We start from the raw sequence: 22,539 nt of genomic DNA, 5'->3' as shown, positions 1-22,539 counted from the left end.
AGGGAACAGCAAGACCGTGAATCCGTCCCGCCTGTTCATCGAGCGCCCGGTTGCCACCAGCCTCCTGATGTTCGCCATCCTGCTGAGCGGTCTGCTCGGCTATCACTTCCTGGCCGTGTCAGCCCTGCCGCAGGTCGAATATCCGACGATCACGGTCTCGACCTTCTATCCGGGCGCCGGGCCAGACGTGATGAGCACGTCCGTCACCGCCCCTCTGGAAACCCAGCTTGGCCAGATGGCGGGGCTGGACCAGATGACGTCCCAGTCCTCGGGCGGAGCCTCGGTCGTGACCCTGCGCTTCGGGCTCGACATGTCGATGGACGTGGCCGAACAGGAAGTTCAGGCCGCAATCAACAACGCCACCTCCCTGCTCCCCAGCGATCTGCCCGCCCCCCCGATCTATGCAAAGGTCAATCCGGCTGACACTCCCGTCCTGACGCTCGGCATCACGTCCAAGACGCTGCCGCTTCCGGAAGTCGAGGATTACGTCAACACACGTCTTGAGCAGAAGATCAGCCAGATTTCCGGCGTCGGTCTCGTCACCCTGTCGGGCGGCAACCGCAAGGCGTACCGGATCCAGGTCAACATCCCGAAGCTGACATCCTACGGCATCGCGATTGATACGCTGCGCACCATTATCAGCACGGTGAACGTCAACTCCCCGACCGGTACGTTCGACGGTCCCAAGCGCTCCACCTCCCTGCGCATCGACGGTCAGATCCAGTCCGTCGAACAGCTCATGAATCAGGTGATCGCGTATCAGAACAACGGTCCGATCCGCGTGCGGGACATCGCAACCGTCGTCGAAGGTGCGGAAAACGCACAGCTCGCCGCCTGGGCCAACCGCACGCCTGCGCTGATCCTGAACGTGCAGCGCCAGCCCGGCGCGAATGTCATTGGCGTCGTGGACAACGTGCTGCGCGTCCTGCCGCAGCTCAAACTCGACCTGCCGCCCGGCATTGACGTCACGCCCCTGACCGACCGGACCACCACCATCCGCGCCTCGGTCAATGACGTGGAATACGAACTCGCACTGGCCATGCTGCTGGTCGTGGGCGTGATCTTCGTATTCCTGCGAAACGTTCCGGCGACGATCATTCCGAGCCTGTCCGTTCCGCTCTCGCTGATCGGTACGCTGGCGGCGATGTATCTGCTGGGCTTCTCGCTCGACAATCTCTCGCTGATGTCCCTGACCATTGCGACCGGCTTTGTCGTCGATGACGCCATCGTGGTGATCGAGAACATCGCGCGTTATGTCGAAGCTGGCGAAGACCGCTATACCGCTGCGCTCAAGGGCGCGGGCGAAATCGGCTTCACCATCATCTCGCTGACGGTCTCGCTGATCGCCGTGCTGATTCCGCTACTATTCATGAAGGATGTCGTCGGGCGTCTCTTCCATGAATTCGCGATGACGCTTTCCATCACGATCATCATTTCCGCCGTCGTCGCCCTGACGCTGGTGCCGATGATGTGCGCGCGCCTGCTCTCCGATACACACGCGCCGTCCACGAAGAACACGCTCTGGAGCCGTCTGTCCAACAGCACCGAACGCGGCATCAATGCGCTGATCGCAGGCTATGGCCGCTGGCTCGACGTGGTGCTGCGCTTCCGTGTCACGACCCTTCTGGTCACGGTCGGCACGATCATCCTGACGGGCGTTCTGGCCTGGACCATTCCCAAAGGCTTCTTCCCGACGCAGGACACGGGCGTCATTCAGGGCATCTCCGTGATGTCGCAGGCCATTTCCTTCGAAGGCATGAAGGAGCGTCAGGCCGCCCTTGGAGACGTGATCCTCAAGGATCCGGACGTCGCCAGCATCTCGTCCTTCGTCGGGATCGACGGCCAGAACATGACGCTGAATGTCGGCCGCTTCCTCATCAACCTCAAGCCGCGTGAACAGCGGACGAGCGACCTTCAGACGATCCTGCGCCACCTCTTTTCCGTCGGCCAGCAGGTGACCGGCGCCGAACTCTATGTCCAGCCGATCCAGGATCTGTCGCTGGATTCCTCGATCTCCGCCACGCAGTACCAGTTCATGCTGGAAAACCCGGATTACGACACCTTCAAGACCTGGGTGCCGAAATTCGTGGATGCGCTGCGCAAAGAGCCATCCCTGACGGATGTGACGTCCGACCTTCAGGCCGAGGGGCTGGTCGCCCAGCTCTCGCTCGACCGTCCGACCGGCGCGCGTTACTCCATCACGCCGCAGACGATCGACAACCTTCTGTATGACAGCTACGGCCAGCGCCAGATCACCACGATCTACACGCAGTCCAACCAGTACCGCGTCATTCTGGAAGCCGATCCGAAGCTCCAGACCGATCTGACATCCCTGAGCCAGCTTTACCTGCCGGGCATCTCGTCCGAAGCCGGCGCCAGCACGTCCGGCCCGACCCGCCAGCCGACATCCGGTCTCGTGCCGCTGTCGCAGGTGACGACGATCACCCATGCGCTCTCGCCGCTGCTGATCAGCCATTACGGGCAGTTCCCCGCCACGACCGTCTCGTTCAACGTGGCCAATGGCTATTCGCTGGGCACCGCGACCGACGCCATCGAACGCGTGGAAAAGCAGATCGGCCTGCCGCCGGAGTTCCAGACCGCCTTCCAGGGCACGGCCGCGGCGTTCCGCTCGTCGCTGTCCAACGAAGTCTGGCTGGTCATGGCGGCCGTGATCGCGGTCTATATCGTGCTGGGCATTCTCTATGAGAGCTATGTCCACCCGATCACGATCCTCTCCACCCTGCCTTCGGCCGCCATCGGTGCACTGATCGGGCTCTATCTGTTCGGGATGGATCTCGACATCATGGGCATCATCGGCATCGTGCTGCTGATCGGCATCGTGAAGAAGAACGCCATCATGATGATCGACTTCGCGCTCGAAGCCGAACGTCTGGAAGGCCATACGCCCCTTGAGTCCATCAAGCGCGCGGCCATGCTCCGTTTCCGTCCGATCCTGATGACCACGCTGGCCGCCCTGTTCGGCGCCCTGCCCCTGCTGCTTGGCACGGGTGTCGGTTCCGAACTGCGTCGTCCGCTGGGTGTGGCCATTGTCTTCGGCCTGATGATGTCGCAGCTCCTGACCCTGTTCACCACGCCCGTCATCTATCTGTTCATGGATGAACTCGGCACGAAAACCCGCGCTTTCATCAAGCGTCACCGTCGCAGCAGCCCACCTTCGAAGCCCCAGACCTCCAACCCGCAGACAGGCGCTCCGTGAATCTGGTCCGCCTCTTTGTCCTGAGGCCCGTCGGCACGACGCTGCTGGCCGTCGCTCTCGTGATGGGCGGCATCATGGGGTATTTTACCCTGCCGGTCGCCGATCTGCCGGACGTGGATTTCCCGGTCATCATGGTGACCGCGAACCAGCCCGGCGGCTCCCCGTCCGAAATCGCGAGCACGATTGCCGGCCCTCTGGAACGGCATCTGGGCGCGATTTCCGGCGTGACCGAAATGACGTCGGAATCCACGGTCAACCAGACGCGCATCACGCTGCAGTTCGACCTGTCGCGGGATATCAACGGCGCGGCGCGTGACGTGGAGGCGGCGTTGCAGGGTGCGCGGCAGGATCTGCCCACGACCCTGCGCAGCAACCCGACCTATAGGAAGGCGAACTCGAATGGGCCGCCCGTCCTTGCGCTGACGCTGACCTCCAGCACCCGGACGCCGCAGGAACTCTACGACTTCGCCAGCAATATCCTGATCCCGCAGCTCAGCCAGATCGAAGGCGTGGGCGATGTGAACATCCGGGGCGCTTCCCTGCCGGCCGTGCGCGTCGAGATTAACCCCTTGCGCTTGTTCCGCTATGGGATCGGGTTCGAGGATCTCCGCGCGGCCCTGGCATCCGCCAACGCGCATACGCCCAAGGGCTTTCTGGACGCCAATGGCGAGCGCATGATGCTCTCCACCAACGATCAGGCCACGAAGGCCGAAGAATACCGCGACCTGATCATCGCCTACCGTGACAGCCAGCCCGTCCGTCTCACGGATGTTGCGGAGGTCAATGACAGCGTCGAGGATCTCCGTCAGGCTGGCTACCTGAATGGTCAGGCCGCCATCATCTGCACCGTGTTCACCCAGGGCGGGGCCAACGTCATCAAGACGATCGACGGCATCCGCAGCCGCCTGCCTGTCCTGCAGTCCGCCCTGCCTGGCAACACCGATATCTCGATCCTGATCGATCGCTCCAAAACGATCCGGGCCTCGCTGGACGATACGAAACAGACGCTCATCATCGCCGTCGTGCTCGTGGTGGTCGTGGTCCTGCTGTTCCTGCGCAGCCTGTCGGCCATCATGGTCCCGGCCATCGTGGTTCCGGTCTCGATCATTGGCACCTTCGGCGCGATGTCGCTGATGGGATACCAGCTCGACAACATGTCGCTGATGGCCCTGACGATCTCGACCGGCTTCGTGGTCGATGACGCGATCGTCGTTCTGGAAAACATCGCCCGCTACATGGAGATGGGTTACGAACGGCAGGAAGCCGCCATCAAGGGCACGACGGAAGTGGCCTTCACCGTCGTCTCGATCACCGTCTCGCTGATCGTCGTCTTCGCACCGATCATGCTGATGGGCGGCATTGCCGGGCGCCTGTTCCACGAGTTCGCGATGACCATGGTCATCACGCTCTGCATCTCGCTGGTCCTGTCCCTGACGCTGACGCCCATGATCAGCGCCCAGCTCCTGACCCATACGGACGATCAGGGTCCGGGCCTGTGGAAGAAGATCGGCCGCTTCCTCGAACGTTCGATCAACGGCATTACCGCAGGTTACGGACGCTCCCTCGACTGGGCGCTGGGGCACCAGTTCCTGATCGCGATGTCCCTGCCCGCCACGCTGGTTCTTGCGGGTGTGCTGTATGTGAAGATGCCCAAGGGCTTTTTCCCGTCCGAGGATACGGGACAGATCATGGGCCGCGTCGTTGCCGACCAGTCGATCTCGTTCCAGGCGCTCCAGAAAATCGTGGTCAAGGCCATGAAAGCCGTCGCATCCGATCGTGACGTCGTGGGCGTCATGGGCGGTGTTGGCGGACGTTCGGCCAACTCCGCCAACATGTTCGTCGCCCTCAAGCCCAAATCCGAGCGCACGGACGATCTCGCCACGACCATTCAGCGCCTGACCCGCCGCTTCTCCCACATCCCCGGCGCACAGCTCCGCCTGATGGCGCCGGGCAGCGTGCGGATGGGCGCGCGCGCCGGCGATGCCGCCTATCAATATTCGCTGGAAGGCCCCTCCGCCGAGGACCTGTTCGAATGGACGCCCAAGATCGTGGCCGCGCTCTCGAAGCTGCCGGAACTCATGGACGTCACTTCGGACGTGGAACAGGGTGGACAGGGCATCAACATCGCGATCAACCGCGATACGGAGGCCCGCTACTCCGTCACGCCGCAGCTGATTTCCAATACGCTCTATGATGCGTTCGGCCAGCGCTCGGCATCCATCATCTACGGCAATCTCAACCAGTACCGCGTCGTCATGGAAGCGGCCCCCCGCTACTGGCAGGATCCGTCAATGCTGGATCAGATGTGGGTCAGCATCTCGGGCGGGACAGCCGCAGGCGGAACGGCGTCCAACAACATCCGCGTCAAGGCCACAAGCACGACCACCACCCTGTCCGAGAGCGAAATCTCCTATCAGAACTCGGTGGCCAATGCGCTGGCCGGCGGCAAGTCAGCCTCGAGCGGCTCCGCGGTGGCCACGAGCGCATCCACGATGGTGCCGCTCTCCGTGGTCTCGCGCCACCGCAACACCAACACGACCCTGACCGTCAGCCATGACGGACAGTCCGTCGCGACGACCATCTCCTTCAACCTTGCCCCAGGCGTCTCGCTTGGTCCGGCTGTCGATGCCGTTCAGGCCGCCATGGTCAAGCTGCATGTCCCTGCGGACATTCATGGCGGATTTGCCGGCAACGCGGCGGCCTTCCAGAAGTCGGTCGGCAACGAGGCCCTGCTGATCCTCGCGGCACTCGCGGCCGTCTATATCGTGCTCGGCATTCTGTATGAGAGCCTGATCCACCCCCTGACGATCCTCTCGACCCTGCCGTCTGCGGGTGTGGGCGCCATCCTGGCCCTTCAGGTGTGTGGTGAGGAGTTTTCCCTCATGGCGATGATCGGCGTGATCCTGCTGATCGGTATCGTCAAGAAGAACGCCATCATGCTGATCGACTTCGCCCTGGTGGCGCAGCGTGAAGGGCTGTCCCCCACGGATGCCATCCGTCAGGCGAGCCATCTGCGCTTCCGCCCGATCCTCATGACATCGCTGGCAGCCGCATTCGGCGCCGTGCCCCTGATCATCGGCAACGGATATGGCTGTGAACTGCGGCGTCCGCTGGGCATCGCCATCCTTGGCGGTCTCGTGGTCAGCCAGCTTCTGACGCTCTACAGCACCCCCGTCATTTTCCTGTATCTCGACCGGTTCGGGCGCGCCATGGGCCGTCTGCGGGCCCATATCGCCTCCTTCTTCCATCTTTCTTCCCGGGAAACACAGTCCTGATGACCGCCCTCCGTAAGTCTACCCTGCGCACTGCCCTGCTGGGGGCAGCGACCCTGCCTTTCCTGAGCGGCTGCATCGGCGGCATGGTCGGACCGAACTATCATCGTCCGAAGGCCATCATCTCTGCCAAATTCAAGGAAGCCCCCCCGCCCCCCGGCTGGCAGATGGCCGCCCCGGATCTTGCAAAGATGCCCAAGGGAGACTGGTGGACGATCTTCAACGATCCCATCCTGAACGATCTTGAAGAGCGGGTTGCCACATCCAATCAGAGCCTGAAGGAATACGAGGCGCAGTACCGCAAGGCTGCCGCCACGATTGACTCGATCCGCGCGCAGCTGTTCCCGACCCTGAGCGGCAAGTTCAGCTTCAACCGCAACTCGGAGGGCGGCAGCACCTCGAATGCCAGCAACGGCATTCCCTACACGTCCAGCCGGTCCTACACGTCCAACACATGGACGACCGGCCCTTCCGCAAGCTGGACCGTGGACGTCTGGGGCATGATCCGCCGTCAGGTGCAGGAGCAGGTTGCAGCAACCCAGGCCGATGCCGCGCTGGTTGCCAACATGCGCCTGTCCTATCAGCTCCAGCTGGCTCAGGATTATTTTGATCTGCGTTATCAGGACAGCCTGATTGCGCTCTATGCCCGCAACGTGGATCTGTATCGCCACAACCTGGAGATCCTTCAGAACCAGCTCGAAGCCGGTGTCGCCGATCCCGCAAGCGTGCTTCAGGCCCGGTATCTCCTGCAATCGACACAGGCCAGCCTCTCCAACGCGCATATTGCCCGCTCGCAGTATGAGCATGCCATCGCGATGCTGACGGGCCGCGCTCCGGCAGAGCTCACGCTGGCGCCCTCTCCTCTGCCCGAGACGATCCCCCCGGCGCCTGCTGCGGTCCCGTCCATGCTGCTTCAGCGCCGTCCAGATGTGGCGCAGGCCGAGCGGAACATGGAAGCCTATAATGCCGAAATCGGATACGAGATCGGGGCCTTCTTCCCACAGGTCACACTCTCCGCATCCTACGGCTACAGCGGCAATCCGCTCCAGCAGCTGATCCAGACCGCTACCCGGACCTGGAGCCTTGGCGCCGCGGCAACGGAGACCATCTTCGAGGGCGGCTCGCGCTCCGCTGCAGTTCGCAGTGCAGAAGCCGATTACGACAACGCTGTCGCCACCTACCGTCAGACAGTCCTGGCCGCGCTGCAGGACACCGAGGATCAGATGTCAGGTCTGCATTATCTCGATCAGCAGCTGGCCCTGCAGAATGCTGCCGTAAAATCCGCCGAGGCCGCGGTTCAGGTTTCGATGAACGAATATCTTGCCGGAACCCAGATCTATACGACGGTCATCACGGCCGAGCAGAATGCCCTGCAATATCAGGAAACCCAGCTCAGCGTGCGGCAGCAGCAGTTCCTTGCCGAAGTAAAGCTGATAACGGATCTTGGCGGCGGCTGGACCACGCAGCAGCTTCCGAGCAAAAACTCGCTCCAGACGGACAATCCGCTGCTTCCGTCCTTCATCCAGAGGGACAAGAACGGAAACTGAAGCACAGAAAAAGGGCGGGGCCATTGGCACCCGCCCTTTTCATATCCGCCCCGTCTGCCGGAATCAGAGAGCGTGCAGCCCCGCGACACCTGCGAGAATGGCCAGCACTGCCAGCACCAGGAAGACGATGAAGAACAGCTTGGCGATCCCAGCCGTTGCGGCCGAAATACCGGAAAAGCCGAAAACACCGGCAATGATGGAAATGATAAAGAAAACAATCGCATAGTGCAGCATGACGCAGGCTCCTCGCCCAAGAGTTCGTGGTCATGTCGTAACGTGACGAGCCTGCGGAAGTTTAACTTTTCCGAAAAAGACCTTTTCCCAACAAAATCCCGATGAAAAACGAGGTCAGCAACCAGAACAGTGGCTGATCCACCATCAAATCGCTGACAAGTGCCTCAGTTTCTCTTGCTGCACTGGAAACTTTTTTCTCAAGACCGTTCATCCAGGGACAGGCGCTGGCATCGTCCTGCAACCGCCCTACCCCTGCCTCCAGATACTGTTCCAGATCGGCGTCCATAGCTCTTCTCCTTGACATGACTGCCTCCCAACGCGGAAGGGGGCAGCCCGATCCCGGACTGCCCCCTTCTTTTACAGTGTCAGAGCAATGACGAAATGCCCTGAACTCAGTGCCCAACCACTGGAGCGCTCTCGCCCCGTGCTGCAGCTTCTTCGCTGTAGCGACGTGCTTCCGGCGAGATGGTCAGAGCCGTCGTCATGCCGGCAGAGGCCAGATAGATCACGGCAAAGGTCCAGATCACATACTGCATGCCCGGACCGAAGACCGCTTCACAGCCGGCCACAACTGCCGGACCAACCCAAGTGGATGCACCTGCACCCAGACCCAGAATGGACAGAGCCGCCGCTTTCTCACGCGGGCAGATCTGCGGCATCAGGCCGGACAGCGGAACGAACGCTGCGACGGTCGCACCGTAGAAGATGCCTGCGGCGGCCACGGCCCAGAAGTTTCCGGGGAACCACAGCGGCACATAATAGAACAGCGGAATGGCGATGAAGCCGCCAATGCCACCGAACACGGCGACAACGAACCGGTGCCCAAGGCTATCGGCAACCATACCCGAGACAAGGTTGAACAGGATGTTGCTCAGGAAGATGAGCGACAGCAGGTTCAGCCACTGGCCGAGGGAAAAGCCGAGATGGTCGACGAAGAACGCCGGCATGATCGCCAGGAATGCATATTCCGAAGACGTGTCGATCACACGGACGATACCGGCGATCAGCGTCTTGGGCTCACGCCACATGATGCTCATGGAACCAAAGAAAATGTCCTTGGTCGGAACATGGTCCGGCAGAAGGCGCTTCTTGCCGGTCGGCTCATGCGTAAACAGCAGAGCGACAAGACCACCAATGATCACCAGTCCGAGGGAGCACCAGAAGGTCCGAAGCTCACCGATCTGCGGAATGGCAAAACGCGCGAACTGCGAGCCAAGCGTCGGCAGGCCGGCCGAAAAGGAAAACCAGAACCAGCCAGCAGCCGAACCCAGCATGGCGGTCGGCGTGGCAGCGGCAATCCAGACAAGGAAGCCATACGCAAAAAGCGGATAGGCAAAGCCGCGAAGCGTATAGAAAAGCAGGATCATCGGTCCGCTGTTGGGTCCAAGACCCAGGGACAGGAAGCCCACTTCAAGAATGGCCCACAGGACGAGACCAAGCCACATGACTTTCTTCGGCCCCATGAGATCCGACAACGGCCCGGAGAACCAGGCGGCGATCATCACGGTGATTCCGTAGAAAGTGAACATTTCGTTCACGAAACCCTGCGTATGGCCGTGATGAAGCATGTAGGTATCGAGATACCCCGCCTCCACGCCATCACCGACCATGAACAGGAGCTGTCCCACAAATGCCCAGAACAGGGCTCTGGGTATCCCAAGGGCTTCCGCAAGCCCGTGCTTGGGGGGGGAAGATTCGGACATTATAACGCTCTCCAAACGCTAGACGCATCACGAACCCATCCGGGCCTCATTGCCAGGATACATATTCGATGCGTCGTGGCAGGCCCTACGAGAGTGCTCGGACCTGTTTCTCAGAATTGTGCAGACCCACCGCGAAGAACGGCGGAACGTTCTCCAAAAAGGGCGGGAACCGCTCCCGTGAGGAAACGGAATCTCACGCTGTCCCGACACAGGACAGGAATGGGTCTGCAAAGAGTGGGGACTGCATATCACACAACATCGTGGCAAAGAAACCACGAATCAAAAAAGGCCGGAGCATTCCTGCCCCGGCCTTTTTTAAAGCTTCGAAAACAAGGAGCCTCAGGCGGCTTCCTGCTCCTCTGCAACGTTCTGCTTCGGTCCGCTGTCCTGGCCCTTTGCAGCGACATCACGATCGACCAGTTCGATCACGGCCATATCGGCATTGTCGCCATAACGGACGCCAGCCTTCAGGACGCGGGAGTAGCCACCGGCACGTCCCTTGTAGCGCTCGGCAACAGCCGAGAACAGTTTCGTCACGACGGCGTCGTCACGCAGCTGTGCGAAAGCCTGACGACGGGCGTGCAGATCGCCACGCTTGCCGAGCGTGATCAGCTTCTCGACCACCGGGCGAAGTTCCTTCGCCTTCGGCAGCGTCGTCGTGATCTGCTCGTGCTTGATGAGAGCCACGGCCATGTTGCGGAACATGGCAGCGCGGTGAGAAGAGGTGACGTTGAGCTTACGCCCGCTCACACCATGACGCATTGCTAGTTTTCCTTACCTTGAAAGTTCTCAGAACGTCTCGTCGAGACGCTTGGCCAGATCCTCGATGTTCTCGGGCGGCCAGGCCGGGACGCTCATGCCGAGCGACAGCCCCATACCGGTGAGAACTTCCTTGATCTCGTTGAGCGACTTGCGCCCGAAATTGGGCGTACGGAGCATTTCCTGTTCGGACTTCTGCACCAGATCGCCAATATAGACAATGTTGTCGTTCTTGAGGCAGTTGGCGCTACGCACCGACAGCTCGAGTTCGTCAACCTTGCGGAGAAGATTGCGGTTGAACGGCAGGTCATCCTGCGGCTCTTCATGCTGGACCGGACGCGGCTCATCGAAGTTGATGAACAGCTGCAGCTGATCCTGAAGAATCCGGGCTGCAAGAGCCAGGCTGTCTTCCGGCGTCACCGCACCGTTGGTCTCGACCGTCAGCAGCAGCTTGTCATAGTCAGTGACCTGACCGACACGCGTCTGCTCGATCTTGTAGGAAACCCGACGCACCGGCGAATAGATCGCGTCGATGGGAATCAGGCCAATCGGGGCATCTTCCGGACGGTTTGCCGCTGCTGCAACATAGCCCTTGCCCATATTGACGGTGAATTCCATGCCGAGCTTCACGCCGTCATCGAGCGTGCAGATCACGAGATCGGGGTTCATGATCTCAATGTCATGACCCGCCTGGATCTGGCCAGCCGTCACTTCACCCGGGCCCGTGGCCGTCAGGATCATGCGCTTGGGGCCTTCACCATGCATACGCAGGGCGAGCTGCTTGACGTTCAGGACGATGTCCGTGACGTCTTCGCGAACACCCGGCACGGCGGAGAACTCGTGCAGCACGCCATCGATCTGGATGGCAGTCACGGCGGCGCCCTGCAGCGACGACAGGAGAATACGACGCAGTGCGTTACCGAGCGTCATGCCGAAGCCGCGTTCCAGAGGCTCGGCCACGACAGTGGCGATGCGCGAGGCAACCGGTCCGGGCTCGACTTCAAGCTTCTCCGGCTTGATGAGGGACTGCCAGTTTTTCTGGAGAACCAAGGTCGTGGCCTTTCAAACAACGAAGCACGCCAAGGGAAATTGGCGGCACCTGGGCCCGCACCGAAGGTGCGGCAAAAGATGCAATCACTTACAGATGCTGCGTATCGCGCACGATACGCAGCAAAGCATCACTCAGACGCGACGACGCTTCCGGGGACGGCAACCATTGTGCGGCACGGGCGTCATGTCGCGGATGGACGTAATGTTGAACCCTACGGCCTGAAGGGCACGGAGAGCGCTTTCACGCCCCGAACCCGAACCCGGACCGGAGACCTCGATCTCAAGCGTTTCCATGCCATGCTCGCGTGCCTTGCGGCCGGCATCTTCTGCAGCGACCTGAGCAGCATACGGCGTGGACTTACGGGAGCCTTTGAAGCCCTGCGCACCCGACGACGACCAGGCAATCGCGTTGCCCTGTGCGTCAGAAATGGTGATCATGGTGTTGTTGAACGTGGAAAGCACGTGAGCAACACCGGAAATGATATTCTTGCGTTCCTTTTTACGGATACGCGGAGCAGCGGCCTTGGCCATGAGAGAGGTCGTCCTAAAAGTTTAACGAAAAACGTCGATGAAGATGTCAGGCGCGGATTAGCGCGTGACCTTCTTCTTGCCGGCAATCGCCACGGCCTTGCCCTTGCGGGTACGGGCGTTCGTGTGCGTGCGCTGACCGCGGACCGGCAGGCCACGACGGTGACGAAGGCCACGGTAGCAACCGAGGTCCATCAGACGCTTGATGTTCATTGCGGTCTCGCGACGGAGGTCGCCTTCAACGCGCAGTTCGGAATCGATCAGCTCGCGGATCTTCACGATTTCATCGTCAGACAGCTCGTTGACGCGCTTGGCATCGGGGATTTCGAGCTTGTTGCAGATGGACTGCGCCGTCGACGGGCCGATGCCGTAGACATAACGCAGGGCAATGACGACCCGCTTGTTGGTCGGAATGTTTACGCCGGCAATACGTGCCACGCCTGTTACTCCCATTGGAACGGCTCAGGGCCGTACCAGACTGTTACGTGCCTAGCCGTGGCCAGGTCGATTATCTCGCAGCCGGACCTGTCACCTGCCGATTCCGGCATGCGCATACACGGTCTGACTGCACCTGTGTCGAGGGCGCGCAATATACTGCCCACCCTACCTGAGTCAAATGATAGAGATCACTTTTTCGTGATTCCATCAGAATGCTCAGTGTTTCTTCGCTGCCGCAACGATGGCATCGATCTCTTTGCCAACGCTCTCAACGTCTTTCATACCATCAACATGCAGCAGACGCCCGGCCCTCTCATAATAAGGAAGGATGGGCGCGGTCTGCTTGCGATAGACATCCAGACGGGCACGGACCACATCGGGATTGTCATCCGGACGCCGCGTACCATCTTCGCCGCAGCGACTGGCGATCCGCTCAACGAGTTTTTCTTCGTTGACGTCCAGAAGGATAACGGCATCGATCGTCAGGCCACGAGCGGATAGCATGGTGTCCAACGCCTCAGCCTGACTTTCGGTCCGCGGGAAGCCATCAAGAATAAAGCCCCGCTCGCAGTCCGGCTGTGCAATCCGGTTCTGGATCATGGCGACGATAATCGGATCGGGAACAAACTGCCCCTTCTCCATGATCGCCTTGGCTTCGTTGCCAATCGCCGAACCCGCAGCGACTTCCGCCCGCAGCATGTCGCCAGTGGAAATCTGCTTGAGGCCATAGAGAGCTTCAAGACGTTTGGCTTGAGTTCCCTTGCCTGCCCCCGGCGGGCCAAGAAGAATGATGTTCATCGACGCTTCGAGCCTCCCGGAATACCACCACGGGAACCGCGGCTACGCTGTTTGCGGATCAGGCCCGAATACTGATGCGCCACCAGATGGGACTGAACCTGTGTCACCGTATCAATCGTGACCGACACGATAATGATCAGACTGGTGCCGCCGAAATAGAACGGCACGTTATATTTGCTGATCAGGATCTGCGGCAACAGGCAGACCACCACGAGGTACATCGCACCGATCGCCGTCAGACGGGACAGGATCTTGTCGAAATACGTTGCAGTGCTTGCACCTGGACGAATGCCGGGGATGAAGCCCCCCTGCTTGCGCAGGTTCTCTGCCGTTTCCTCGGGATTGAATGTGATCGCCGCATAGAAATAGGAGAAGAACAGGATCATCGCGGCATAGAACAGCATGTACAGCGGCTGTCCCTGCCCCAGCTGCTGACCCAGAACCGAGAGCCATCCCGGCATCGAATGCCCGTTCATGAAGCCGGAGATGGTCACCGGAATCAGAAGAACAGAGGATGCAAAGATCGGCGGAATGACACCGGCCGTATTGACCTTCAGCGGCATGTGGGTGGAGTCACCGCCAAAAATGCGGTTTCCAACCTGACGCTTCGGGTACTGGATCACGACGCGGCGCTGTGCCTGTTCCATGAAGACGATGAAGCCAATGACGGCAATCGCCAGAACAAGGAAGATCACAACGAAAATGGGCGAAAGAGCCCCTGTCCGTCCCAGTTCGAAAAGACTGGCCAGAGCATGCGGCAGGTTCGCCACGATACCCGCGAAAATGATGAGGGAAATCCCGTTCCCAACACCTCGGGACGTGATCTGCTCTCCAAGCCACATCAGGAACATCGTGCCGCCCACAAGCGTCACGACGCAGGATGCAATGAAGAACATCCCAGGGGCCACCACAGCATTCGCACCATGCGCCGTCATGTTCTCAAGCCCGACAGCAATGCCATAGGCCTGAAAAAGGGCGATGAAAACCGTAAGATAGCGCGTGTACTGATTGAGCTTCTTACGACCCGCCTCACCTTCCTTCTTCATTGCTTCCATGGACGGAAGCGCCGTGGAAAGAAGCTGGATGATGATCGAGGCACTGATATACGGCATGATGTTCAGCGCGAACACGGTCATACGCCCAAGCGCACCACCCGTGAACATGTCGAACATCCCCAGGATACCACCCTGATGCTGGGCAAGAAGCTGCCCCATCACGGTCGCATCCACGCCGGGAACCGGAATATACGTGCCAAGCCGATAGACGATCAGCGCACCCAGGGTGAACCAGATGCGCTTCTTGAGTTCGGTCGCCTTGGAAAACGAACTCATATTGAGATTGGCGGCGAGCTGCTCTGCTGCGGAAGCCATCCACCTGTCCTTTCATGAAAACAGCGTCGCCGCACGAGAGCACGGGACGCTGTTCACTATCCAACCCTATTCCGGGCCCAAGCCCGGAGAAGAAATATCAGGCGTCAGCCTGAGCTTCCTTCTTGGTTTCGAGCACCTTGACGGTGCCGCCAGCCTTCTCAACCGCAGCCAGAGCCGCAGCGGAAGCGCCAGCCACTTCGATGGTCACACCATGCGAAAGCTCACCATGGGCAAGAAGACGGACACCGGCCAGCTTGCTACCGTTGACGAGACCAGCCTTGCGCAGGGCCTCCTCATTGACGGTTGCAGCCTTGTCCAGCTTTCCGCTTTCGATGGCCTTGGAGATCGCACCGAGGTTCACCGGAGCATATTCCTTGCGGAAAATGTTCACGAAGCCACGCTTCGGCATACGACGGTACAGCGGAAGCTGGCCACCCTCGAAGCCGTTGAGGGACACGCCCTCACGAGCCTTCTGACCCTTGACGCCACGACCCGACGTCTTGCCCTTGCCGGACCCGATGCCGCGTCCGAGACGCTTCTTGCGATAACGAGAGCCCTCGTTATCGCGCAGTTCGTTGAGGTTCATTTCAACCCTCCACCTTGATGAGGTGGGCAACCTTGCGGATCATTCCACGCACGGCCGGAGTATCCTCCAGCGTACGCGTGGAACCAATTCCACGCAGCCCAAGACCGGTGATGGTCTCAGCCTGGCCCGGTTTACGACCGATGACCGATGCGATCTGCGTAACCTGGACGGTCTTGCCGTTCTCAGCCATTTGTCACCTCCGCTTCCGTCTGGCCCTGCTCGCGCTTGCCAAACAGTTCTGCAGCCTTCTTGCCGCGACGGGAAGCAACATGACGCGGGCTGCTGGCCTTCTCAAGCGCAGCAAAGGTTGCCTTGATCATGTTGTGCGGGTTCCGCGTACCGAGGCTCTTGGCCACAACGTCATTGACGCCGAGGCTTTCGAACACTGCACGCATCGGACCACCGGCGATGATACCCGTACCGGCTTCAGCCGCACGGACAACAACCTTGCCGGCACCGTAGTGACCGAACGTATCGTGATGAAGGGTACGACCCTCCTTCATCGGTACGCGGATCATCGTGCGCTTCGCGCGCTCGGTTGCCTTGCGGATCGCCTCGGGAACTTCACGGGCCTTGCCCGCACCGTAACCAACGCGTCCCTTCTGGTCACCAACAACCACGAGGGCAGCGAACGCAAAACGGCGACCACCCTTCACGACCTTGGCGACACGGTTGATGGTTACGAGCTTGTCGACCAGATCATCGCCCTGCTCGCGCTCACGACCACCACGGCCGCCTTCTCTTGGCTCACGTGCCATGTGTGATCCTCCTTAGAACGAGAGTCCGCCCTCACGGGCAGCCTCTGCCAGGGCTTTGACCCGGCCATGATACAGATAAGAGCCGCGGTCGAACACGACGGTCTTGACGCCAGCTGCAACACCGCGCTCGGCAATCAGCTTGCCGATAACCGTAGCCGCAGACACGTCGGCGCCGGTCTTGCCAGCGTCGCGGAGCGTCTTTTCCAGCGTGGAAGCGCTGGCAAGTGTGCGGCCCTGTGCATCGTCGATGATCTGGGCGTGAATGTGCTTGCTGGAACGGAAGACCGACAAACGCGGCCGGCCGCCGCTCTTGCGACGAAGCTGGAAGCGCAGCCGCTGACGGCGACGTTCCTGCAATCCTTGCTGCGATGCCATTACTTCTTCTTACCTTCCTTACGACGCAGAACCTCGGTCTCGTACCGAACACCCTTGCCCTTGTAAGGCTCAGGCTTGCGGAAGCTGCGAATATCGAGCGCAACCTGACCAACACGCTGTTTGTCGTTACCTTCAACGACAATCGCGGTCGGACGCGGAGTGGTGATCTTGATGCCTTCCGGAATCGGATAGACAACATCGTGCGAGAAACCGAGGTTCATCACCAGGTTGGAGCCCTGAACAGCAGCACGGAAACCCGTACCCTGAATTTCAAGCCCCTTGGAGAAGCCGTCGGACACGCCCTTGACCGTATTGGCGATCAGAGCGCGGGTCGTTCCCCACATGGTCCAGTTTTCACGGGAGCGACGACCGACAGGAGCGACGGAAACGTTGCTGCCCTCAATCTTGACTTCCACGTGACGGGACACCGGAACGGTCAGTTCACCGAGTTTGCCCTTGGCCTTGAAGAAGCCGTCAGCAACGGAAACCTGCACGCCAGCCGGAACTTCGACGGGATATTTACCTACGCGAGACATGCGATCCTCCTTAGAAGACGCGGCAGAGGACTTCGCCGCCAACGTTGGCAGCGCGAGCCTCGACGTCCGACAGGACGCCACGCGGGGTGGACAGGATCGACACACCAAGGCCGGCATAAACGCGCGGAAGTTCCTTGATCTTCGAGTAGACGCGACGGCCGGGCTTGGAAACGCGATGGATTTCCTTGATGACCGGCTGGCCTTCTACATACTTCAGCTCGATGCGGAGCTGTGCAACACCCTTGCGGAGTTCCTCAGCTGCGAAGCCACGGATGTAGCCCTCACGCTTCAGAGCTTCCAGAACGCTTGCGCGCAGCTTGGATGCAGGCGCAACGCAGACAGCATGACGGGCACGCTGCGCATTGCGGATCCGGGTCAGCATATCGCCCAGTGGATCAGACAAAGACATTCGATCTACCCTTTACCAGCTCGACTTGACCATGCCAGGAATCTGGCCGGCGGAGGCAAGGTCACGCAGAGCAATACGGCTCAGCTCGAACTTGCGATAGTTGGCACGGGGGCGACCAGAAAGCTTGCAACGCAGACGGACGCGCGTGGCGGATCCATTACGCGGCATCTGGGCCAGCTTGAGGGTCGCATCAAAGCGGTCTTCAACCGACAGAGTGCGATCCTTGATGATGTTCTTGAGAGCGGTCCGCTTTTCCTTGTCGCGCTTCACCAGGGCAGCGCGATGGTTATTACGGTTTACCGCTGAGACCTTCGCCATCTCGAATTTTCTCCCGGAACCTGTCAGGCCTATCCCGACGGTTTTCCAATCAGCGTGTCTATAAAGGAAAGCGGCCTTCCAATGGAAGGCCGAATCCTGATTTTAACCGTGATCGGTCTGAAAAATTATGGATCAGCCGTTGAACGGCAGATCAAAGGCCTTCAGCAGGGCCTTTGCTTCAGCATCAGACTTGGCGCTGGTCACGAAAATGATGTCCATGCCGCGGACGGCATCGATCTTGTCATATTCGATCTCAGGAAACACGATCTGTTCCTTGATGCCCATGGCGAAGTTGCCATGTCCATCAAAGCCCTTGTTTGCCGGCAGACCGCGGAAATCGCGGATACGCGGCATGGCGATCGTCACCAGACGATCAAGAAACTCGTACATGCGGGCACGACGGAGCGTGACCTTGCAGCCGATGGGCAGACCCTCACGGATCTTGAAGCCGGCAATAGCCTTGCGAGCAAGGGTCTTGACGGGCTTCTGACCGGAAATGACGGTCATTTCCGCAACAGCGGCATCAAGCTTCTTCTGGTCGCCGGCGGCTTCACCAACACCCATGTTCAGCACGATCTTCTCGAGCTTGGGAACCTGGAGTTCGTTGGCGTAACCGAACTGCTCACGCAGCTGCTTCTTCAGAACGTCTTCGTAGCGCTGGTGCAGACGCGGCAAAGCGTTTTTATATTCGCTCATTGTTGCGCTCCTCAGCCTTCGATCACTTCGCCGGTTGCCTTGGCAACGCGAACCTTGCGACCGTCTTCCAGAATACGGAAACCAACGCGCGTCGGCTTGCCGCTCTTCGGATCAACCAGCTTCAGGTTGGACAGGTGGATCGGCATTTCGCGCTCGATGATCCCACCTTCTCCGCCCATGCGGTTGGGCTTCGTGTGACGCTTGGCAACTGCCACGCCACGCACAACAGCCTTCTCGGCCTTCGGCATCACGGCGAGGACTTCGCCGCGAACGCCACGGGACTTGCCGGAGAGGACCAGAACCTGGTCACCCTTCTTGATACGAGCAGCCATTACAGCACCTCCGGAGCCAGCGAGATGATCTTCATGAACTTGCGCGCACGCAGCTCACGAACCACCGGGCCAAAGATACGCGTACCAATCGGCTCCTGCTGCTTGTTCAGCAGAACGGCAGCATTCTTGTCGAAGCGGATGGCGGAACCATCTGCACGACGGACCGGGTAGGAGGTGCGAACGATAACGGCCTGATGGACGTCACCCTTCTTCACCTTGCCGCGGGGAATTGCTTCCTTGACGGACACGACAATGACGTCGCCGACCGAGGCGGTCTTCCGCTTGGAACCGCCCAGCACCTTGATGCACTGCACCCGACGTGCGCCGGAGTTGTCGGCGACGTCCAGGTTGGTCTCGGGATGAATCATGTGCCTACCCCCTTAAGCGCTGACGGAAGAGGAGGCAGAAGCCAGATCCTCTCCGTTGCGCGACACGACAGACCACGTCTTGCGCTTGGAGATCGGTGCGCATTCTTCAATGCGCACCAGATCGCCCGTCTGGCAGACGTTCTCTTCGTCATGAGCCGCATACTTCTTGGAGCGGCGAATAAACTTCTTGTAGAGCGGATGCATGATGCGACGATCGACAAGAACGGTAACCGTCTTGTCCATCTTGTCGCTCGTGACCCTACCCGTCAGGACGCGCCTTGGCATCGTCCGTCTCCTCTCAGGACTTAGCGGCGGACGTTTTGGCGCCCGCACGGTTCTTCGATTGATGAGCCAGTGTCTTGATACGTGCTACTGCACGGCGCACGACCTTGACGCGGCTTGTGTTCTCCGACTGCCCGGTGGCAGCCGAAAAACGGTGGTTGATCTGTTCGCGCTTGAGATCGAGCAGAAGAGCGTTCAGCTCGTCCTCGCTCTTCGCGCGCAGATCGGCAGGCTTGTACGTGTCGGCCATTACGCGTCTCCGATACGCTGAACGAACTTGGTCTTGATCGGAAGCTTTGCAGCACCCAGGCTCAGGGCCAGCTTGGCAACCTCAGGCGGAACGCCTTCGATCTCGAACAGGATACGACCCGGCTTGACACGTGCTGCCCAGTACTCGGGATTACCCTTACCGGAGCCCATACGCACTTCTGCAGGCTTTGTCGAGACCGGAGTATCCGGAAAGATACGAATCCACACACGACCGGCACGCTTCATGGCACGCGTGATCGCACGACGGGAGGCTTCGATCTGGCGAGCGGTAATCCGCTCCGGCTCCAGCGCCTTCAGGCCGAAGGCACCGAAGTTGAGCTGGGTTCCGCTTTTCGCCAGACCGTGAATGCGGCCCTTGTGGGCCTTACGAAACTTTGTCCGCTTCGGGGAAAGCATGTTGTTAAATCCTCAAATCAGCACCAGCAATGGAACTGTGAGCTTTCGCTCACAGTCTTAGCGCTGGGGAGCCTGCTCCGCAGCACGACGATCCTGTGCCAGCGGGTCATGAGCCAGGATCTCACCCTTGAAGATCCATACCTTCACACCGCAGGTGCCATACGTTGTCTTGGCGGTTGCCGTACCGTAATCGATGTCGGCGCGAAGCGTATGCAGGGGAACACGTCCCTCACGATACTTTTCGGCACGAGCGATTTCAGCACCACCCAGACGACCACCGCAGGTGATCCGGATGCCCTGGGCACCAAGACGCATTGCGGACTGAATTGCGCGCTTCATGGCACGACGGAAAGCAACACGACGTTCCAGCTGCTGAGCAATGTTCTCGGCAACGAGGGTCGCATCGATTTCCGGCTTGCGGATCTCGACGATGTTCAGCGCCACGTCGGTCTTCGCCATACGGCTCAGTTCCTTGCGGAGCGCGTCGATGTCCTGGCCCTTCTTGCCGATCACGACGCCCGGACGGGCGGCGTAGATCGTCACGCGGGGCTTCTTGGCCGGACGCTCGATAACAACGCGGGACACGCCTGCGCCGGACAGCTTGCGACGCAGGAATGCACGAAGCTTCAGGTCTTCATGCAGCAGACGTGCGTAGTCTTGACCGGCGTACCAGCGGCTGTCCCAGGTACGGTTGACGCCGAGCCGAAGCCCGATCGGATTGACCTTGTGTCCCATGGATCAGGCTGCCTTCTGCTCTTTGTTGGTTCCGCGAGACGGCTTCGTCTCTTCCGGTGCTTCTGCACGCTCGGCAACAACAATCTTCAGGTGGCTGAAGAACTTCTCGACGCGAGCGGAACGGCCACGGCCACGAGCGTGGAAACGCTTCATGACGATGGACTTGCCCACTTCTGCCGTCTTGACCACCAGCTGATCGACATCGAGCTGGTGATTGTTCTCAGCGTTGGCCACGGCGCTCTCAAGAGTCTTCTTGACCTGCTGCGCGATACGACGACGCGAGAAGGTCAGAGCGGCGATAGCCTTGTCAGCCGGCTGGTTGCGGATCATTGCCGCGACCAGGTTCAGCTTGCGCGGGCTGACGCGGATGTTGCGGGCAACTGCCTGCGCTTCCGTGTCAGCGAGCGTGCGGATGTGCTTCGGCTTGCTCATTTTCAGCCCCGCTTCGACTTCTTGTCAGAGCCATGACCGGTGTAGGTCCGCGTCGGCGAGAACTCGCCGAACTTGTGACCGACCATGTTCTCCGTGACCTGCACAGGCAGGAACTTGTGACCATTGTAGACGCCGAACGTAAGCCCGACGAACTGCGGAAGGATCGTCGAACGACGCGACCAGATCTTGATCACTTCATTACGACCCGAAGCGCGTGACGCTTCAGCCTTACCGAACAGATACCCGTCAACGAACGGGCCCTTCCAGACGGAACGTGCCATCTCTGTTTGCCCCCTCTTACTTGCCGGACTTACGGCGACGGATGATCAGGCTATCCGTCTTCTTGTTAACACGCGTCTTGTAACCCTTGGTCGGAACACCCCACGGCGTAACCGGATGACGGCCACCAGAGGTCCGGCCTTCACCACCACCATGCGGATGGTCAACCGGGTTCATGACAACGCCACGGTTATGCGGGCGACGTCCGAGCCAGCGGGAACGCCCGGCCTTGCCCATGTGCTGGTTCATGTTGTCCGGGTTGGACACGGCACCAACGGTTGCCATGCATTCACCGCGAACGAGACGCAGCTCACCGGACTGCAGCTTAACCTGCGCGTAGCCGGCATCCTTGCCGACCAGCTGGGCATACGTGCCAGCGGAGCGGGCCAGCTTGCCACCAGCGCCCTGCTTCAGCTCGATGTTATGCACGATCGTTCCAACCGGCATTGCACCCAGCGGCATGGCGTTGCCAGGCTTGACGTCCGTATGGGCGCCGGAGATGACGCGATCGCCAACCTTCACGCGCTGCGGAGCAAGGATGTAGGCGAGTTCGCCATCTTCATACTTGATCAGCGCAATGAATGCCGTGCGGTTCGGATCGTATTCGAGACGCTCGACCGTTGCGGCCACATCGAACTTGCGACGCTTGAAGTCGACATAACGATAGGACTGCTTGTGCCCGCCGCCACGGAAGCGAACCGTGGTACGGCCGTGATTGTTACGGCCGCCCGACTTGTTCTTGCCTTCCGTCAGCTGCTTGACCGGCTTGCCCTTGAAGAGCTCGCTGCGGTCAATCAGCACGGTGCCGCGTGTGCTCGGCGTCGTGGGATTAAAGTGCTTGAGTGCCATGG

29 protein-coding genes are annotated in these 22,539 nt (G+C 60.1%); 3 read left to right on the top strand and 26 right to left on the bottom strand.

The window, feature by feature from the left end; all coding sequences use genetic code 11:
- Nucleotides 1–16 precede the first annotated feature (16 nt).
- The 3 genes from GOX01_RS01250 to GOX01_RS01240 are packed head-to-tail and all read left to right on the top strand — an operon-like array spanning nt 17 to nt 8,036.
- The gene (locus tag GOX01_RS01250) at nt 17–3,217 is read left to right on the top strand and encodes an efflux RND transporter permease subunit (RefSeq protein ID WP_062269163.1); all 3,201 of its coding nucleotides are present in this window, start codon (nt 17–19) and stop codon (nt 3,215–3,217) included.
- A complete protein-coding gene (locus tag GOX01_RS01245) occupies nt 3,214–6,492 on the top strand; it encodes an efflux RND transporter permease subunit (RefSeq protein ID WP_062269168.1) in 3,279 nt (1,092 codons plus the stop codon). Before GOX01_RS01250 ends, GOX01_RS01245 begins: the two co-directional genes overlap by 4 nt.
- Nucleotides 6,492–8,036: an efflux transporter outer membrane subunit gene (locus GOX01_RS01240; RefSeq protein ID WP_011251937.1), complete on the top strand. Its 1,545-nt coding sequence runs from the start codon at nt 6,492–6,494 to the stop codon at nt 8,034–8,036. The genes GOX01_RS01245 and GOX01_RS01240 overlap by 1 nt, the downstream gene beginning before the upstream one ends.
- Nucleotides 8,037–8,099: 63 nt before the next feature.
- On the opposite strand, the gene GOX01_RS01235 is transcribed toward GOX01_RS01240, so the two are convergent.
- The 26 genes from GOX01_RS01235 to rplB form a co-directional block, all read right to left on the bottom strand.
- Nucleotides 8,100–8,270, bottom strand: coding sequence for a DUF1328 domain-containing protein (locus GOX01_RS01235; RefSeq protein WP_011251938.1), 171 nt, complete (start codon nt 8,268–8,270; stop codon nt 8,100–8,102).
- 61 nt (nt 8,271–8,331) lie between these two features.
- Entirely contained in the window at nt 8,332–8,556 is a 225-nt protein-coding gene (locus tag GOX01_RS01230) for a hypothetical protein (protein ID WP_024717238.1), read from the bottom strand.
- A 106-nt stretch (nt 8,557–8,662) separates the two neighbouring features.
- Nucleotides 8,663–9,973: an MFS transporter gene (locus GOX01_RS01225; protein WP_011251940.1), complete on the bottom strand. Its 1,311-nt coding sequence runs from the start codon at nt 9,971–9,973 to the stop codon at nt 8,663–8,665.
- Nucleotides 9,974–10,312: 339 nt separating this feature from the next.
- Nucleotides 10,313–10,735, bottom strand: a complete 423-nt coding sequence (gene rplQ, locus GOX01_RS01220; RefSeq protein ID WP_011251941.1) for a 50S ribosomal protein L17 — start codon at nt 10,733–10,735, stop codon at nt 10,313–10,315.
- A 27-nt stretch (nt 10,736–10,762) separates the two neighbouring features.
- Complete coding sequence (locus tag GOX01_RS01215; RefSeq protein WP_011251942.1) at nt 10,763–11,782, bottom strand: DNA-directed RNA polymerase subunit alpha; 1,020 nt, start codon at nt 11,780–11,782, stop codon at nt 10,763–10,765.
- A 132-nt stretch (nt 11,783–11,914) separates the two neighbouring features.
- Entirely contained in the window at nt 11,915–12,313 is a 399-nt protein-coding gene (gene rpsK / locus GOX01_RS01210) for a 30S ribosomal protein S11 (protein ID WP_141259239.1), read from the bottom strand.
- A gap of 57 nt (nt 12,314–12,370) precedes the next feature.
- Entirely contained in the window at nt 12,371–12,748 is a 378-nt protein-coding gene (gene rpsM, locus GOX01_RS01205; RefSeq protein WP_011251944.1) for a 30S ribosomal protein S13, read from the bottom strand.
- A 216-nt stretch (nt 12,749–12,964) separates the two neighbouring features.
- Nucleotides 12,965–13,546, bottom strand: coding sequence for an adenylate kinase (locus GOX01_RS01200; RefSeq protein ID WP_011251945.1), 582 nt, complete (start codon nt 13,544–13,546; stop codon nt 12,965–12,967).
- Nucleotides 13,543–14,916: a preprotein translocase subunit SecY gene (secY, locus tag GOX01_RS01195; protein ID WP_011251946.1), complete on the bottom strand. Its 1,374-nt coding sequence runs from the start codon at nt 14,914–14,916 to the stop codon at nt 13,543–13,545. The genes GOX01_RS01200 and secY overlap by 4 nt, the downstream gene beginning before the upstream one ends.
- Before the next feature lie 97 nt (nt 14,917–15,013).
- Nucleotides 15,014–15,502 carry a 50S ribosomal protein L15 gene (gene rplO / locus GOX01_RS01190; protein WP_011251947.1) on the bottom strand — a complete coding sequence of 163 codons (489 nt, stop codon included), beginning with the start codon at nt 15,500–15,502 and terminating at the stop codon, nt 15,014–15,016.
- A gap of 1 nt (nt 15,503) precedes the next feature.
- Nucleotides 15,504–15,692, bottom strand: coding sequence for a 50S ribosomal protein L30 (rpmD, locus tag GOX01_RS01185; RefSeq protein WP_011251948.1), 189 nt, complete (start codon nt 15,690–15,692; stop codon nt 15,504–15,506).
- Complete coding sequence (rpsE, locus tag GOX01_RS01180; protein ID WP_011251949.1) at nt 15,685–16,260, bottom strand: 30S ribosomal protein S5; 576 nt, start codon at nt 16,258–16,260, stop codon at nt 15,685–15,687. The genes rpmD and rpsE overlap by 8 nt, the downstream gene beginning before the upstream one ends.
- Before the next feature lie 12 nt (nt 16,261–16,272).
- Entirely contained in the window at nt 16,273–16,635 is a 363-nt protein-coding gene (gene rplR, locus GOX01_RS01175) for a 50S ribosomal protein L18 (RefSeq protein ID WP_011251950.1), read from the bottom strand.
- Nucleotides 16,635–17,171, bottom strand: a complete 537-nt coding sequence (gene rplF / locus GOX01_RS01170; protein ID WP_011251951.1) for a 50S ribosomal protein L6 — start codon at nt 17,169–17,171, stop codon at nt 16,635–16,637. Before rplF ends, rplR begins: the two co-directional genes overlap by 1 nt.
- 10 nt (nt 17,172–17,181) lie before the next feature.
- Nucleotides 17,182–17,580, bottom strand: a complete 399-nt coding sequence (rpsH, locus tag GOX01_RS01165) for a 30S ribosomal protein S8 (protein ID WP_011251952.1) — start codon at nt 17,578–17,580, stop codon at nt 17,182–17,184.
- 12 nt (nt 17,581–17,592) lie between these two features.
- Complete coding sequence (gene rpsN / locus GOX01_RS01160; protein WP_011251953.1) at nt 17,593–17,898, bottom strand: 30S ribosomal protein S14; 306 nt, start codon at nt 17,896–17,898, stop codon at nt 17,593–17,595.
- 132 nt (nt 17,899–18,030) lie between these two features.
- Nucleotides 18,031–18,594, bottom strand: a complete 564-nt coding sequence (gene rplE, locus GOX01_RS01155) for a 50S ribosomal protein L5 (RefSeq protein ID WP_011251954.1) — start codon at nt 18,592–18,594, stop codon at nt 18,031–18,033.
- A gap of 11 nt (nt 18,595–18,605) precedes the next feature.
- The gene (gene rplX / locus GOX01_RS01150; RefSeq protein ID WP_011251955.1) at nt 18,606–18,926 is read right to left on the bottom strand and encodes a 50S ribosomal protein L24; all 321 of its coding nucleotides are present in this window, start codon (nt 18,924–18,926) and stop codon (nt 18,606–18,608) included.
- Nucleotides 18,926–19,294, bottom strand: a complete 369-nt coding sequence (rplN, locus tag GOX01_RS01145; protein WP_011251956.1) for a 50S ribosomal protein L14 — start codon at nt 19,292–19,294, stop codon at nt 18,926–18,928. The genes rplX and rplN overlap by 1 nt, the downstream gene beginning before the upstream one ends.
- A gap of 12 nt (nt 19,295–19,306) precedes the next feature.
- Nucleotides 19,307–19,579, bottom strand: coding sequence for a 30S ribosomal protein S17 (rpsQ, locus tag GOX01_RS01140; RefSeq protein WP_024717239.1), 273 nt, complete (start codon nt 19,577–19,579; stop codon nt 19,307–19,309).
- Between the two features lie 13 nt (nt 19,580–19,592).
- On the bottom strand, nt 19,593–19,826 hold the full coding sequence (gene rpmC, locus GOX01_RS01135) for a 50S ribosomal protein L29 (protein ID WP_011251958.1): 234 nt from the start codon (nt 19,824–19,826) through the stop codon (nt 19,593–19,595).
- On the bottom strand, nt 19,826–20,242 hold the full coding sequence (gene rplP / locus GOX01_RS01130) for a 50S ribosomal protein L16 (protein ID WP_011251959.1): 417 nt from the start codon (nt 20,240–20,242) through the stop codon (nt 19,826–19,828). The genes rpmC and rplP overlap by 1 nt, the downstream gene beginning before the upstream one ends.
- A gap of 57 nt (nt 20,243–20,299) precedes the next feature.
- Entirely contained in the window at nt 20,300–20,977 is a 678-nt protein-coding gene (gene rpsC, locus GOX01_RS01125; protein WP_011251960.1) for a 30S ribosomal protein S3, read from the bottom strand.
- 3 nt (nt 20,978–20,980) lie between these two features.
- The gene (rplV, locus tag GOX01_RS01120) at nt 20,981–21,409 is read right to left on the bottom strand and encodes a 50S ribosomal protein L22 (RefSeq protein WP_011251961.1); all 429 of its coding nucleotides are present in this window, start codon (nt 21,407–21,409) and stop codon (nt 20,981–20,983) included.
- Between the two features lie 2 nt (nt 21,410–21,411).
- Complete coding sequence (gene rpsS, locus GOX01_RS01115; RefSeq protein ID WP_011251962.1) at nt 21,412–21,690, bottom strand: 30S ribosomal protein S19; 279 nt, start codon at nt 21,688–21,690, stop codon at nt 21,412–21,414.
- Nucleotides 21,691–21,706: 16 nt separating this feature from the next.
- A complete protein-coding gene (gene rplB / locus GOX01_RS01110; RefSeq protein ID WP_011251963.1) occupies nt 21,707–22,537 on the bottom strand; it encodes a 50S ribosomal protein L2 in 831 nt (276 codons plus the stop codon).
- Nucleotides 22,538–22,539: the final 2 nt, after the last annotated feature.

The organism is Gluconobacter oxydans (assembly GCF_006539685.1).
In the GTDB taxonomy this organism is placed as follows: domain Bacteria; phylum Pseudomonadota; class Alphaproteobacteria; order Acetobacterales; family Acetobacteraceae; genus Gluconobacter; species Gluconobacter oxydans.
The sequence above is the reverse complement of the archived record's forward strand: the minus strand, read 5'-3'. Positions and strand labels throughout refer to the sequence as shown.